Genomic DNA, 15,363 nt, shown 5'->3' with positions numbered 1-15,363 from the left:
AGCTTACATTTTTTTTGGAATCACAAACAAGACAATGTTAAACTCGCTTCCTTGGGATTTATGCACGGAGAGCGCGTAAGCCAGTTCCAAGTCACCAGTACCCATTGGGAAATCGCGATGGTTATACCCAAAACTTTGAGCAGGGCGACCGTTAAAAATAACATTCAGGTAACCATTTTTATCTCTTGCAACCGTACCGATTTCTCCGTTGGCTAAATAGATTGAATCATTTTTTCGATTCGACGATAAGTTCCAACCATCCTTGTATCCATTCCTTATCTGGATGACCTTATCCGCCAGTACTATTTTTTCATCACCAAGCACAGTGGCTAATTTCTTCTTTGCTCGCCTCAGCTGTTCACCACGGAATTGCCCTTGTATCCATCGGTTCAGCTCTCCGACACCATAATGATGGTTGCGTACGGGTGATAGTATTTGAAAGTACTCTGAGAAATCAGAGTTATGAAATTCAACGTCAGAATGACGGACAGATACCATACCGAGCGTTTTGTTAAAACCAGCCGTATCATTTTGATGTTTAAGACCCAAATTCTTTTGCATCTGCTCTAATAACCGGACTCGAAGTTCATCAGCATTTTTCCAAAGACAGATCTCTAAATCGTTAAACTCTACGCCAAGTTCTAGATCACCGAACACCTTGTCTGCATCGACTGTCTGAAGTTCCCTTGTATACCAAGATGCCAAACGAAGTGTATCTGATTGGCTGTCCCCTGTTCGAGACCTCACTTCCACATTCAACTTCCCTAGAGCTTGGCCAAACCTTCCATCTGCACCATCGATTTCCAACTTAGAGACAAGATCCGCAAATGGTCGCCCCGCCCCAATCGGGGGCAGCTGATTTGGGTCACCAACAAGAATAAAACGTTGTACATGTGCTAAGTCTAGAGAGTCTAATACTGTATACAACTCCTCAGTATTTAACATTGAACTTTCATCGATAACGATTGTCTTCTCCTTACGGTACTTTTCACTAGCTGTCACCTCAAGTAAAGGCCGCTGGCGCAGAGTATCATACCTTTTGCACAGCATTAAAAACTGTGCAATAGTCATACTATCTTTCTGCGTAGATTTACTTAACTTTACTCGCGCCTTACCAGTTGGTGCTAATAAAAGAATGCCATCCTTCTTTAGAGATTCGCAACTTAACAAAGCCCCGAGAACCGAAGTCTTTCCTGTTCCTGCTCTCCCTACAAGAACTGACAACTTGCTACAAGTAACTCGCTCAAGTGCTAGTGCTTGATCTTCTAGAGCTTCTCTATGTCGTGAGCTACTATCATCAAAAACCCCATTTGCTGAGCTTATAGCCTGCTTAATTAGATTTGGCCAATCTGCTTCAAGACTTGGTAGCTTTGCCTGCGCTCTACCTAACAATCGATTTCCCAATAACGACTCCCGCTCATTCATTCCTTTTAACTGAAGAGCCATCAGATCACTTTGTCCTTGCCTTCCCTTAGCCGAGACAGTCACGATTGTGTCCTTCATCTGCTGAACAAATGCAACCACCATTTCTAAGGTAACATCAAATGACTGGGTAATATCAATTTCTCCCAACCGTTCGACCACCTCAGAAACACCAAGCAAAGTATCGCCTTGATCTTCTGCAACACGAAGCACTTTTACAATTGCAGCTCTTAATCTACGGATGTCCGAATACGAGTCAACTTTAGATCGTTCCGGAAGGGGGTGCTTCTTTCTTAACTGGTTCTCCGGAAATACTCTCGATCAATCATACCAATAGAAACTGCAGTATGATCAGCGTTGTCTAGGTCCGCCTCCGCTATTAAATAAGGGTTTGATAAAATGTCTATATCTTCAATTAGCATTCCTGTAATACGAATACGTTTCTCAGGATGGTACCAGTGCAAACATTGCTCCGGGGTTAGCGCAAAGCAGGACAACAAACTCAGGAGCTCTTTGCGATATGGTTCTAGACTCCTCCAAACAGGACGTATTACTTCTATATTCTCTTCATATACCGATTGGGGTGGTGGAATTACTCCACTTAAAATACCCTCTACTATTGGCCAAGGATCTTCGTCACTCGGCACTCTACCTGAGGCTGCTAGTTCTAGAGCCATTGCCGTACCAAGCCGCATGCCAAGTGCGTCCAATGCCGATCCTAACCCTGGAAATGCACCTCTCTCAACCCAGGCTTTTGCAATCTGTTGGTTTAACCAATCTTCCCGCTTTTCCCAAGGGCCTTCTGCAATACCATGCTCCCGAATCTTTTTTACCGCCTGAAGACATCGAACTAGCACTGAAAGCGCAACGTCTGGTGTGGCATGCTCTGAAGCGTATGAGAATGTACGATTATGAGCCAAGTCTGGAGTAACAATAATTTCCTCAAGCAATGCTGCCCTACGTTGATCTTCCGCTTCGTCGCCAGTGGACGTTAGATACTCATGGTAAGGCAAAAGAAAACCCTCTTCACCTTCTTCTCGTATTGAGTGCGTAATAAGTCTGTCCCAGAGTGGATAACTTTCTTGCCCTTCCTCTAAAGTATCATATTCTTCTAGGGCTCCTATTTTCATAATAGTTTCGACCCCAACTAATAGTCGGCTGATCGAATCACCTAGCGGGTGTCCTTCATTGGTATAAAAAAATACTAGTGACTGCTCCTTCTTTAAATAGCGATTCTCAAAATAATGGCGTAATAGTTCCTTCTGCCTTTCTCGACCGAATACCCATGCAGTTGGAAACGGGGCTACCTTGTCCTCCGGGAATCTATTGGGTTGTCGTTTGTCTAGGTCACTCTGATTCTCTGACAGCATATATGCAAAAGGTACTGCAAAAGTCGTAAAAGGTGGCACAGGAATTCTTGTCTTTCGCAAATTACCATGGGTATCACGAGTTGATTTAATCTTTTGGTACGGATGCTCAACCCATCGGTCCCACACCCTCGAATTCATAAATCCACCAGATTCAGCAACACAGGGCGGTAAATCATTGGTACTTACGTCACTCCAACTTTTCCCGGAAAAGAGTGGCTCCTCTGAGCTTTTTTGTCTCTCGGATTCTTTTTAATGTTGAGCAAAACACATTACTCTCTGGATCCTCACAAACCTTGCCACTCCATTTACTATCATGCCATGGAACTCGAATCGTTAAATGGTGTATCATATAGTCCTTGGACTCCTCCGTTAATCGTATTTGGATCTTATTAAAAAATATCCTATGCAAAGTAATTAGTTCCTTTTTGTAATGGATCAATATACTCCCAAATCTAAGAATAAGTAGGTAGTTGTAAACTGAAAATCAAATAAACTACCGTATCATAAATAGAAAGAAATATTTTATTTTTTTGTTCAACAAGGCCTAATATATATTGTTCCATAATAAAAAACATCAAGAACATAAGTACTGTTCTTGATGTTTTTTAGCTAACCCTACGAAAGCATACCTTTTTTTAACAAAAATTTGAAAGAGTTACTGACAATGTTGCTTTCCCAAAACTGTTTATGATCTTTGTAAAAACACACTGAAATCCCTTTGGTTTCAAGATCAATATTCGATGGAATTTTAAAGCTGAAATAATCAAATTCCCGTCCGTTAAATGTTGCTTCTATATACCGATTAGAGGAGTTTCCATTAGAAAGTAACAAATCAAAAAGTATTTTCCCTTCGCATTCACTACCTAATGTATCTGCTACTTCGTCCAAATAATCAAGAGGGCTAAAATAACTTGTTGAGAGAACAAGAAATGAATAAGTTGAGTTATGACCAATTTTTTGTATCTCATAAGTCTTCATTTCCAACCCTCCTTTTAACTAACTGCTGATTCCACCGGAAGTTTACTATAAGTTTCCTCAATTATCTGAAATGTTATATTTATGATACGATCCGCTTCTTGTTTTGTTTCCACAAGTCGAATATTTGCGTCAATTCCATCAGCATGAAATAGTCCATTTCTATGTTCGTTAAAATAATTAAATGATCTTTCAATTGCTGCACACGTAGCCTCACAATTTATAAGGGTCCTTTTCTCTGGCCTTAAAAAATATTTCTGATCATGACAAAATATATGATTATCAAACCCATTTCTCTTAGCAATTCGGATACCCTTCGTCAAGAATAATAATTTAATGTAACCTTCTAATGCACGTAATACAGGGAATACAAATCCAGAATAATCAGGTAACGTAATATCAATCTGTCTATACGCTAAAGCAGGTGATAATACGCTTTTTAATCTGTTACCTATAAATCCCTTTGCTCTAGGTAGCAAAGAATCAAATTCGTCTTGGATTTCTTCTTTTGTTACGGAAACATTATAAAATTCTGATTGCGCCTTAACAATGTCTTCAAACGGTGAGAGCTCAGCCAAAAAACAAGTTATTTCTTGATAAAGATATAATGGTTTACCTTGTATCTGTAGCCTTCTATTTGTGAAGTGTTTAATTACTACTTTGTCTCCATCCATACCTTTTAATCTATAAAGGGTATAGCTTTCCACAACGTCTTCATTAATTTTATTAACACCTTCTAATTCTAAAAGGTATTCAATAAGTAAGTTAACGGTTTCATTTTCTACATTTGGTATTGAGTATGAAGATCCTTTAATATCTGTATGACAAAGATTTGTTTTAATATTTAGAGCAGCTTTAAAAGAATCATCCAAGTTTTGACCAATAGGTTTGATTGTTGTTGTTCCATTTCCTTTAAAATAAAAATCAATCATTATTTTTTTATTATCTCCGACAAATTCACATCTATACTGTGTATTGTTCATATGTTTAACATCGTTAACCGCAAACACTTTATATTCATCTTGGCAATATGAGATTATTTGTTCTTTTATCTTTAATCGATCCAAATTTAAATCCTTCATGAAATTACTCATAAAAATTACCACCCTATAAAAAATATGTACATTAGTAAGAGATAATGCCACTACATTTTATTAATTCAACATTAACACTTAAATATAGCATAGACGTATTTCTATCATAACTATAGTAATGTAAATTGGAAATATTGTACAGGAAAAAGCTGGAATGATTATTATCAAGTAGGTTTTGCCTACTTTAACTATTAAACATTAATAATATTGTTAAATTCTTTTTTGTTATACTTAGAACTAAGTGAAATGACTATTGCTACTCATCTAAATCATAACTTCTTGCTAGGCAACATTTTAGCTGTAGTTTGATAGAACCTCTTAGATTTAGGGATTTTTAATATTTGTTAGTCTGGATATCGTGAACCATATGCCACTCAAAAATGCTACTTTAGCACTACCTACTTGTGGTAATATGGATATATGTGGATTAGCGGGAGGGTCCGGAAAGTATAACTACTGTAATTACATTTTCTATATTACCATTAAAATATATTAAAAATAAGCTGGGAGTAATATAACTATGGCTTTTAAAAGTGAACTCAAAATAGAAGCAAACAGACTTCGTAAAGCAGGTGAGATTAGGGACGCTCTTCATATTTATAGAACATTATGGAGTAAAAATAATGATAAGTTCGATGGAGCAGGTCTTTTACATTGTCTTAGAAAACTCAAGTCATTTGACGAAGCATTACCTTTAGCGGATGAGTTACTATTAAAATACAAAGACTTTAACTGGTGTAGAATTGAGATAACTTGGACATATATAGAGGGTAAGTTAGAACAATTTAAAGATAAAGAGCCTTTAGAAAACGTATTAGAGGTGGCAAATGAAATTTTAAGCTTACAACCTGAGGACTTTGCATTAAATAAAGTTGTTTTTTCTGTTTTGAAATCTGCAAAAGGTTCGAATAAATGGGATATAGTTAATGACTGGGTTACTAAAATTGATCCATCAACATTAAGCAAAGAACCAATTCTAGAAAGTAAAAGAGAAGGTTGGAGTTATTACACACTTTGGTATAACTATAAAATCAATGCTCTAATCAAATTAGGACTCTATTCTCCAGCAATTGAATTATTAAATATACTTTTACCGGAAATACCACGCGGACAGCAGAAATTTTTCAGAAGACTTGCAGCTCTATCTTTCTACCTTCTTGGAGAATATGATAAAGCTGAAGAACGATATAAAAAATTATGTTCTCATCCTAATCCTGACTGGTGGTTATTACATGAGTATGCAAAAGTTCTCAGAGATAAAGGTGAACCTTCAAAAGCAATAAATCTGATGTATAAAGCCGCTGCCAACAATTCTAGACTAGAGTCAATGGTAACACTGTTTCTAGATATAAGTATCCTTTGTAAAGAAAACAACAATCTTGAAATCTCCAGAAATCATCTATACTTAACCCTTTATGTTAGGGAAAAATACGAATGGAAAATAGCTGAAGATTTGTTGTCTCGTATTAATAATATTAATAATCAAATAGGTAATAACAGTAAACCAAATTCATTAAGTGAAGCTTTGAAATTATGTAGAGATGTATGGAAGACTGCCCATGGCATTGAAGAAACAAAAACGCTCACTCCTGCCATTAAAAATAAAAGAACCAACCTATCTGGTAGAGTAAAAATTAATCACAATGATAAACCATTCTGTTTCATATTTTTAACGAATAATGAATCTATTTTTTGTTATAAATCAGACTTACCAACCAATATAAAAGACAATGATATTGTCATATTTGATAGTATTCCTTCTTTTGATAAAAAGAAAAATGCGGAGTCTTGGAAAGCAACTAATGTGCGATTGCAATAAATTAAAGTACCTACACCCTTAACACGAACTTTCTTCTATAAATAAGTGCTTTTCATTTTTTCAAGCCCATTTACAATAACGAAGCGATAGCAAAAATATTCTATGAATAGGGGCAATATATGAATTATTGTAATGACTGTTATAAAGAAACTAATTACGATATTCTTGCTAAACATAGAAAATGCGAAACAAAGTAACCAGTCGCCGGTTCATTTCCGATAACTGGCTACTTAGACTTGGATCCCTGTCTAACAAACGAGGGGGTAGTCCAAATTTGGGGCTCTTTTTAATGCTTAACAACAAGGGGACCGGAGCGTTTCTTTAAAAAAATCAACAATTAAAGATATTTCTATTAACCAGAGGCTAAACCAGATCTTTTCGCCCTACTTGTGGTACGGTTCAGCTTAACGGGTCTATCGGCGAAAATTAAAGGGAGATGCTACAGCATCTCCCTTTTTCATTCTTTAGTTGTAACAAACTGCCACACTTTTGATTGGAGGTAGACGAATAAATTACAAAAACAATTTTTAGCACTGTTGGAGTCAGGTTTTCAACCCCGTGTGCGACATCTATTCCCTAGCCATTGCATAATAGGGAATAAAAATCCACACAAAAAGAGCGGCCCTTATGTCAAGTGTGGGTCGCTCTTACATTTCAGGAAGGAGGAGCAGTAGATCCTTGTTATGATAGTATGGATACTTGGGAAGGAATCAAATAACTCACTGACCCGATACATAATCCCTGCCTTGTCTATACAATCTTAAACAAGAAAGGCTCGAGATGATGACTCCGCAGTCTATAGATCGAGATCCTAAATTAATTTTCCGAGATCTATTCGTTTCTAACACTGTTCTTAATCTTATCATTTATACATAACAAAATCCCTATTATTATCGACCCATAAAAGAAAAATGCACTTGCGGAGGGCCCCTCGAAGATATTAATACCAATAATAGAAAATATCCAGGATAGTATCCAAACACCAATAAAACTACCAATAATATAAAGGAACACCATAAATAAATCTCCTTTCAATTCATTTCTATCTAATTTTATAATAAGCTAACAAAAACCATAAAGATAGGATATCTTAAATAGTACTCTCCATCTCATTAATTATCTACTGAAAAACTACCTAATTTCAAATATCTATACTTAGGTCATTGTGATTATTAATAAGAAACGAGCCTTTAGAGTACTTCTAAGGCTCGTTTCTTATTAGGCTTTTTTCATCCAAGTATAAATATTAGATAGTAAATGTAAATCGACCAGTGTAATCAACTTTTCCTGTACCCGAGAAGGATACGACTCCAAAACTCAAACTTACTCCTGTTGTAAATCCAGGAAGGGTTCTATGCGAATAACCTACTGCAATTGCTGTACTGATCCCTTGCGAAGTAGTAGGGTATCTCAGTTCTTGACGTCCCCAGCCTTCTTGAACTGTAGTATCTCCTCCAGCCTTAATGTCCACTTTCCATGAAGTTCCACTTACTTCTTCTTTGTCAACTTTATTAGGTGCAGTACTTCCTAGAACAGAGTGTTGACCATTCGGTGTACCTGTAGGGGTTGCATTAGCCTGCCAAGCCATTGCTAGATAATCCGTGTAGAAGTTAAATGGACTGCTACTCCATCTATATGTAGCATAAACTTGATAAATCCGCTCTTTTCCGTTATTAGACGTGCCTCCATAGACAGCATAGCCAGAGATGGTTGGGGTTGCACTCGCGGCAGCTTTCAACTGATTAGTCGAAGCAACACCTACTGTAGTTTCACCTGATTCATCAGTAACTGTTACAAGCGTATTTAATTCTTGAGCGGCTACTTTCTTTCCGTCATTAGAAGCAATTTCTCTCTTCATATCAATTGACATAGTTGAGATTTCATTCGTAAAGAATCCCATTTCTTTTAGGTGATTATCGATTGTATCTTCACTTGCAGTTACTGCCTCAGTCAAAGCTGGAACAATACCCTCATTGATTTCGTTGCTCGATTGGGCACCTACGGATGACATCAAACCAAAGAACATGAATAAAGACAAAAAACCAGAAACTATACTCTTCTTCAAAATGGTATTACCTCCAAAAAGTAGATTTTAAGTTCAAATTTATGGTATCACACATTATATTAAATTTCAATAATAAGGTAATAAATTTAAATTTATAATTAATATTGAAATTTTTATTTATATATTGGTTTATATATCAAATAAAAAAAATAATTTACATATCCTATAAAAAGAATATTAACACTTCTTTGCCCAATCCTATTTTTTGATCCAGTTTATATAATATCTAAATAAAGATAACATGATAAAATTTGTTATTCATTTATTTCGACAAAACCTCCTATAGAATGCAAAGGAAATGATGCTATTTATCCAGTCCCATTTTTCATTTTTATGAATAAAAAACTTACATTCAAGAAAATAAGTCCCAATTACTGATTTTATACTCAATCGACCATGAATACATATTAATATGTAATAAACCAATTTTCATTTTTATATCATACCTTTGAATACAATCTATGGAGGTATACAAATGAACATTACACAAAGAAAACTCTTAGCACTATTGGAGTCAACCTTTAATTCAGAAGACGATATCCACTTCCTGGCCATTGCAGAAAAGGAAATACAAATTAATGAAAAAGAGCTACCCGTGCATCAAGAGCGGGTAGCTCTTACATTTAAGGAAGGAGGCACAGTAAATCCTTATTATAATGGTACAGATCTGTTTGTAACCATAGGAGAGGACAATATCCAATTCGCGCTTGAAAAGGATTGGGTGGAAGAGCCTCCAACAATCGAAGGAAGCCCTACTGAGTTTGCCCTGGGTTGGGTATCAGAACTGGCTGAGCCATTCTATGTTTCGCGAGAAGCTCTTACAGCAGCCAAATCTAGCAACTATCCAAGATACAATAATAACCTGGAGGGCAACAGCCCTCAGGAGGAATCAGAAAAATGATCGACCTGACATCTGATGTGCAGTTCGCTACCTTAATCCAAACCAACTCATTTCCTAAAGACTGCCTTACATTCATCCATGATTACATGCAAAAACTTCGCGATGCACATGAAGGTGAAGCATTTCTTCCCTCTGGTGAATGGTTCATCCTAGAAACTACCGATGAGCTTACTCCTATTCAACACGATGAAACTGTATTCTCATGCCTAACAGGTACCTACTACCCTGAATACATCGAACGATATACCTTTAATGAAGAAGAACTCAGTTTGTATAAAATCTACGTCATGCTGGACAATGAGTGCAGGATGACGTTTTTCACGTTACAAGGAATCCATTCAGTAGAAACAGAACAATGGCTCATTGCCAACACCGATTAACCCTACTCTATTATCGAAAGGAGCATCTTTCAAATGTCTTTGCAATTGACTGATACCAAGAAAAAATCACTCGCTGTGCTTGTCAAAACACATCATGAGCAGCGCCTTAGCCGCTTTCCCTTTGCCAAGTATCCCATTGAAACATTAGAGGTTTGGAAGAAACAGTTCACTGATCCTGCCACCATCGAGGCTCACACCCTACGTTCTGCCCTCTCATGGTCTTGTGGCAAATGGCAACAACAAAGCATCCCATACCCATACAAAAAGCTTCATCTGAAGGTTATTAGTAATTGGAAGAACTTTGTAGAGCAGTACACACCAGAACCGTCAACTATCATAACATACTGGACAGACTTACTCGGAACAGGTGAATATGCCTTCAATACCGTTGCCTTTCTTGCTCATCTTCTATGTTTCGAGCAAATCGAACTTACCGACTCTCGCCGAGTCAAGGGAAGGAACGACCTACTCATAGAAGTTGAACTGACAGACGAATGCATAGAGCTTAAAGACGTGGCTACATCTGTGGAGAAATACTGTGACTTTTACCGTCAACTCCTTCCCAAGACACAATCGATCCTTGGCGATCAGGCTTCTCTGAAGCTAGGTCGCTTTTTGTTTGCCTATGGATACAGGGATGTCCTCACCCAAAGTGGCCGACCTTTGGAATAAAGTCCAGTTTCTAATTCAAAAGCGAAGCATTACACCCTCTCGTATCTTTGATGGAGAATTTCTATTAACAGGATTGATTCGTTGTCCCCAGTGTGGGGCAGCAATGGTGGCAAGTCGTACTAAAAGTAAATCAAAGTCTGGAGAAATAAAAAATCACTTATATTACTCGTGTGGAGCGTTCCGCAGTAAGGGAAGCAGTGTATGCTCCGCTAATAGTATTCGTAAACAGGAAGCTGAAGAAGAAGTCATGAATCGGTTAGCACGGGTGCTGTCTGAAGACCGCATTCTAAAAGCTATCGTGGACAAAATAAACCATCGACTCTCAACCCGGACAATACCGCTCCAATCGGAGCTAGAACACATTAGAAGCCAATTAGAACAAGCTGTGTCTAGAAAGCAGAAATACCTCGATCTGTTTGAGCTTGGGAACGTGGACAAATCGTTCTTTACTGGAAGAATGCAAGAGATTCAAGATGATTTAATCAAGTTCCAAGCCGAAAGGTCCAAGTTAGAGCTTGAACTAACCGAAGACAATAGTTCTCCTGTCGTTTTCGAACAAGTGCGGGAGCTGATTTATGGATTCCATCAGGTTCTCACCACTGCGCCATTTGAACAACGAAAAACGTTACTGCACCTGTTCATCAAGCGAATTACGATGGATACAAACAAGAAGATCGAGACAATTGAACTAATCTTCGACGAAAACGTTGATTCCTCTTTCTCCAATTCTCCTGTCGCAGTAGCGGCGGGGGATTCACTTTGGCCTAAACATGTAAGGAGGCGGGATAAAATTGAAATCTGCATCTGAATTTATAAAAACAGTTTCGCTTATACTCTCAGTTTAAGGGACAAGTAACAGATAGGAGCTGGAAGATCGTGAGGACAATACAAAGGAGAACGCCTGTAATGGACATTCTCCTTTGTATTGGTTTGATGGAGCGCGTGTGGGGCTGCGATAAAGATACATCACCTATAATATGGCAGCCCGACCTATAACATTATGGGTAACTTCTCCAGTCCTTTTCCTATGGAATGAAAACTCCATTTGCAATTAGATAAGTTAAAGAATACTACCCTCTGTCTGCTCCATAGGATAACATCACTATAAAATTTAAACACGCCACGTATAGCTAATCCATTTCGATCTGGTCGCATTACGACTAACAAGATTACCTTGGTCATCTTCACAAATCATTACAAAATCATGAACCTTTTCTAACTGACGTCCAAACTCTTCAACTTGTAATTTTACTGAGACTGTCGTATTAGAAAAACCCACATCAATAACTGAAACAAACTCGTATGAAATTAATAACTCGCTCTTAAAGTGCTCTCGTATCTTTAATGGGGCTATTTTTGTATCAAATACTTTGTGTGGTAGTATCATGGTCATTTTTCCGTAATTTTTCTGCAACCAGTACCCTAAAAATTCATTCAATGTATATTCAGGAGTACCTTGGATGAATAAATTTTTTTTATAGAGATGAATTCACGTGGCTTCCAACTTTCAATCTCTTGCTTGAAGTTTTCTATTTCTTGTACCTTTTCAAATATATCTAGGAATGACTCCTCTGGCTTATCTTCCGGGGCTGCGGTTTCTCCTCTTTCCACCTTTGAAGCCCACTCACCAACCGCAAAAAGAAGTGCCCATGTTTTCGCAGCTACAGTTTCATTATCATAGCTCAGGTCTGTGCCATGTAAGATACCATTTCGATATGGGAGACTAATCGGCTCGGTTGTCGTCTTCCGACGACCTTTACGTATAATTTTTACCAGCTTACCTAATCCTTGACTGTGAGCAGCAATGGAATCCCAGGCCTCTAATTGTGTTGATCCCGCCGAAATTCCTTTATGATCTTCATGCAATTCATTTACAAGACCATCCGTTAAAGCTAATACAACTGGAACACATGCGTGGTAACGTTTCTCTTCATAATCGAGTAATGCTTTTGAAGCCAATTCCATTCTTGACTGAAAAGCTTTAATCGAGTTCATTCGTTTTAACTGAAATCTTATTGTCTCTAAATCATAATATTGTATGATCTGATTAAGCGCTTCCTTAAAGTTACCTTTTTCGGCTTTTAGTACTGCCTCTTTCGCAACTTCAAAATTCATCATGCCGTACATTATCCAGCCATGATCGGCAAAAAAGTTGTTAAATCTGTCGGGTATACTAACAAGTTCACTTGTTTGTCTAGCCATTCCATCTACATTTTGTAAGGCGTCTTCCATCTTATCAACTTCAGCTCCAAATTCCTTAAGAAGTGGCATTAAAATTGGCATAGCCTGCTTTAAATGAACCAAACTTGTTGCATTCGAGGATAGCTCTTTCATACTTGCAATCTCACGAAGGCGCTTTTTATCCTTCTTTTTTGGCCTTTTCTTTGCCAAACGCCCCACTCCCTGCTTATAATCTCTTACTCCCAGTTTTTTCGTCACTTCTGACACTACTTGTCCGATACTCCTACTTCAGAAGAGCATGTCCCCCGCCACATTTGGCTTGGAACAAGAACGAAGGAAAGGATTACTAGTAGAAATCGGTACCACCCTGCACTTTATAGTGATAACCTATATTCAGTACTTTTATATATTAATTTGCCATAAGTTCCCACACTAAAAACCATTTTTAACTTTTAGTATGGTCGAGTTTCATCGGTTGGTTTTCAACCACGTGAAGCACTAACGGCATATTCAGCTGTCCATAGTTGCAGTATGGCTATCTATTGTATCAAAGTCCCTATTCTTCTCCATCAATGATCTTCTTCTATTTATAGGAGTGAGTGAAATAAAAACTTTATTCTCATGAAAGCCTAATGGGTGTATCTCTGCCACATACACCATCTCAGTTTTTCTATACTGCTCTTCTATCCCCTTATAAAGATCTTCAAGCACAGCATCCAACTCACACAACTGCTCAGCTAGGTTGTCCTCATAGTATTTTGTATGACTCCAAGTGAACTAACATACTGACGGAGGAGCTTGCCTATATTTACTCGATGCTTTTTCTTTAGCCCTTCCTCTTCTTCCATATTGACTAGCTCATTAAGGACTCCTGCTTTAAACTTGCCGTCCTCTTTAAGTTTGTTTAAGTCAATATGTATCGAAACGCTATGTAGCATGCTTCTTTCAACACGCTTCTCATTTCGAAAAACATTATAATTCAAGATATGAATAGGTAATCCTCTATGCTGTACATAATTTCTTAGGGCTTCCAAGACTCTATAACCTAACACTTTGTCATATTCTATTCTAGTAAGTTCAGTAAAGGTAGTACTAGCTCCCATGAAAACAGAATTCAAATCATGCTTTGCTTGATCTAAATACAATTTAGTGGTTGTTAAAAGATTTATGAGTCTGCGGTTTACAGCATGAATGTCCCCTATACCTGTATTCCAGTCTAGTGAGCTTGCTGGATAGTATATTTTATTTAACGTTGCCCGAAATACCTCTTGTTCATACTCCAAGAAGTTTTCAATCAATATATCGAACTTCTCCTCAAAATACATCAGATTAATTAGTCGAGTTTTGGTATCGTGAAGCCTTTCCATTTCCTCTCGGCTGATTTCAATATACTCCTCTTTAGACAGTCCCGCTCCTGAGACAATGTATCTTGTTTCCATGCCATCCCCTCCTTTTAGATTGAGCATAACTCTATAATACTTTATGTGCTTTAATTTAACATCATACTACTAACGAACTTAAACATCATATGTGACACCAATGTATAGTCTCCCATCAGATACGTCACTAGGATGGATACCCACTTTCCCCCAAGAAATTAATACAATATTCGCTAAATTTTGAAATACTACATGATCGTCCCATGACCCGTAACTAGTATATAACTTTTGTAATTCTAAAGGGATTGCATCTATTACTCCTTCAAGGTAGGGGGAAAACTCAAGAATCCTTTTATAATGTTCTTCTGAAAAACTCTCATTCATACTGTGGAAATAGCCAAGGAAATATGCATATGTTTTTAAGAGATATGAAATATGACCTTGAACTTCTCTAAAAAGCTTCCCTACGTCTAGATGTTCTTGATAATCTTCTTTGGCTTTTTTACAACGATTCAATGTCTCAGGAATTGCTTCCAGAAATGATTCAACATACATATGATGATCAGATGGCTTAGAAGTTGATGATAGTCTAGTTGCTATATACTCACTCCAGATAGTATCTGAGTGTGAATAGGATATCTGACGAACAGTACTGTTTTCCCCAGCAAACAGCTCCTCCATCTCAGCCACATGGAACAGGTCGAATTTTAGACTTTCATCATGCACATGGCATAACTCATGATGAAAAATATGTACCGCTTCTGAACTCGTTTCCTCGTTAAACATAGATAAAACAATAGCAGGGTTGATAATAATGTTACAAACAAGTGCTTCATTTTCGACATAGTTAAGCACCTTGGCTACCGCAAGTCCCAAACCATTGTCAGTATGTCCGGTACGCATTCCATTCTTCTTTTGAAAATCAATTAACCCTACACCGAAGTCATGTGGAATGTGTATGAGTTTGAGTGAATCTAACTGAAGTGCAGGTCTAACCGAATCGACTAATTTAGTTATTCCTTCTCGAATAATAGCCTTCTCTTCATCAGTCCATGGATAATTAATCTGTATCTCCATAACAATCGCCTCTTTCACTCTTAAATTC

The 15,363-nt window shown here is 37.5% G+C and carries 15 protein-coding genes and 1 pseudogene; 6 read left to right on the top strand and 10 right to left on the bottom strand.

Annotated features, from left to right (window positions below; genetic code table 11):
• Positions 1 to 3: 3 nt before the first annotated feature.
• From CRO25_RS26195 to CRO25_RS26180, 4 genes are all read right to left on the bottom strand, one after another.
• The gene (locus CRO25_RS26195; RefSeq protein ID WP_143813210.1) at positions 4 to 1,635 is read right to left on the bottom strand and encodes an ATP-dependent RecD-like DNA helicase; all 1,632 of its coding nucleotides are present in this window, start codon (positions 1,633 to 1,635) and stop codon (positions 4 to 6) included.
• Positions 1,636 to 1,715: 80 nt separating this feature from the next.
• Positions 1,716 to 2,918 (bottom strand): hypothetical protein, encoded by a 1,203-nt coding sequence (locus tag CRO25_RS26190; RefSeq protein WP_143806602.1) that lies wholly within the window; start codon positions 2,916 to 2,918, stop codon positions 1,716 to 1,718.
• 489 nt (positions 2,919 to 3,407) lie between these two features.
• Entirely contained in the window at positions 3,408 to 3,770 is a 363-nt protein-coding gene (locus CRO25_RS26185; protein WP_079697004.1) for a type II toxin-antitoxin system RnlB family antitoxin, read from the bottom strand.
• A gap of 14 nt (positions 3,771 to 3,784) precedes the next feature.
• Positions 3,785 to 4,861, bottom strand: coding sequence for a type II toxin-antitoxin system RnlA family toxin (locus CRO25_RS26180; RefSeq protein WP_079697003.1), 1,077 nt, complete (start codon positions 4,859 to 4,861; stop codon positions 3,785 to 3,787).
• Between the two features lie 520 nt (positions 4,862 to 5,381).
• On the opposite strand from CRO25_RS26180, the gene CRO25_RS26175 reads away from it, so the two are divergent.
• A complete protein-coding gene (locus tag CRO25_RS26175) occupies positions 5,382 to 6,680 on the top strand; it encodes a M48 family metallopeptidase (RefSeq protein ID WP_079697002.1) in 1,299 nt (432 codons plus the stop codon).
• A gap of 1,246 nt (positions 6,681 to 7,926) precedes the next feature.
• Here CRO25_RS26175 and CRO25_RS26165 read toward each other — a convergent pair.
• The gene (locus CRO25_RS26165; protein WP_079697000.1) at positions 7,927 to 8,745 is read right to left on the bottom strand and encodes a hypothetical protein; all 819 of its coding nucleotides are present in this window, start codon (positions 8,743 to 8,745) and stop codon (positions 7,927 to 7,929) included.
• Between the two features lie 475 nt (positions 8,746 to 9,220).
• On the opposite strand from CRO25_RS26165, the gene CRO25_RS26160 reads away from it, so the two are divergent.
• From CRO25_RS26160 to CRO25_RS26145, 5 genes and pseudogenes are all read left to right on the top strand, one after another.
• Positions 9,221 to 9,646: a hypothetical protein gene (locus tag CRO25_RS26160; RefSeq protein WP_079696999.1), complete on the top strand. Its 426-nt coding sequence runs from the start codon at positions 9,221 to 9,223 to the stop codon at positions 9,644 to 9,646.
• Positions 9,643 to 10,026 carry a hypothetical protein gene (locus CRO25_RS26155; protein ID WP_079696998.1) on the top strand — a complete coding sequence of 128 codons (384 nt, stop codon included), beginning with the start codon at positions 9,643 to 9,645 and terminating at the stop codon, positions 10,024 to 10,026. The genes CRO25_RS26160 and CRO25_RS26155 overlap by 4 nt, the downstream gene beginning before the upstream one ends.
• 33 nt (positions 10,027 to 10,059) lie before the next feature.
• Positions 10,060 to 10,698, top strand: coding sequence for a hypothetical protein (locus CRO25_RS26150; protein WP_079696997.1), 639 nt, complete (start codon positions 10,060 to 10,062; stop codon positions 10,696 to 10,698).
• A pseudogene (locus CRO25_RS34320) lies at positions 10,652 to 10,945 on the top strand (zinc ribbon domain-containing protein); the annotation flags it as partial. The gene CRO25_RS26150 and the pseudogene CRO25_RS34320, both read left to right, overlap by 47 nt.
• Entirely contained in the window at positions 10,946 to 11,506 is a 561-nt protein-coding gene (locus CRO25_RS26145) for a hypothetical protein (protein WP_257018778.1), read from the top strand. It abuts the pseudogene before it with no gap.
• A 303-nt stretch (positions 11,507 to 11,809) separates the two neighbouring features.
• Here the strand turns inward: CRO25_RS26145 and CRO25_RS26140 are convergent, their stop codons facing one another.
• The 5 genes from CRO25_RS26140 to CRO25_RS26120 all read right to left on the bottom strand — a co-directional run bounded on the left by CRO25_RS26140 (position 11,810) and on the right by CRO25_RS26120 (position 15,335).
• A complete protein-coding gene (locus tag CRO25_RS26140; protein WP_218843450.1) occupies positions 11,810 to 12,091 on the bottom strand; it encodes a hypothetical protein in 282 nt (93 codons plus the stop codon).
• Positions 12,092 to 12,132: 41 nt separating this feature from the next.
• The gene (locus tag CRO25_RS26135) at positions 12,133 to 13,146 is read right to left on the bottom strand and encodes a hypothetical protein (protein ID WP_079696994.1); all 1,014 of its coding nucleotides are present in this window, start codon (positions 13,144 to 13,146) and stop codon (positions 12,133 to 12,135) included.
• A 243-nt stretch (positions 13,147 to 13,389) separates the two neighbouring features.
• On the bottom strand, positions 13,390 to 13,599 hold the full coding sequence (locus CRO25_RS33720) for a hypothetical protein (protein ID WP_079696993.1): 210 nt from the start codon (positions 13,597 to 13,599) through the stop codon (positions 13,390 to 13,392).
• Between the two features lie 17 nt (positions 13,600 to 13,616).
• Positions 13,617 to 14,318, bottom strand: a complete 702-nt coding sequence (locus tag CRO25_RS26125; RefSeq protein WP_079696992.1) for a hypothetical protein — start codon at positions 14,316 to 14,318, stop codon at positions 13,617 to 13,619.
• 78 nt (positions 14,319 to 14,396) lie between these two features.
• Positions 14,397 to 15,335: a hypothetical protein gene (locus CRO25_RS26120; RefSeq protein ID WP_079696991.1), complete on the bottom strand. Its 939-nt coding sequence runs from the start codon at positions 15,333 to 15,335 to the stop codon at positions 14,397 to 14,399.
• Positions 15,336 to 15,363 lie beyond the last annotated feature (28 nt).

It is taken from the genome of Paenibacillus sp. RU5M (genome assembly GCF_900221055.1).
Classification (GTDB): Bacteria; Bacillota; Bacilli; order Paenibacillales; family Paenibacillaceae; genus Paenibacillus; species Paenibacillus marchantiae.
The sequence above is the reverse complement of the archived record's forward strand: the minus strand, read 5'-3'. Positions and strand labels throughout refer to the sequence as shown.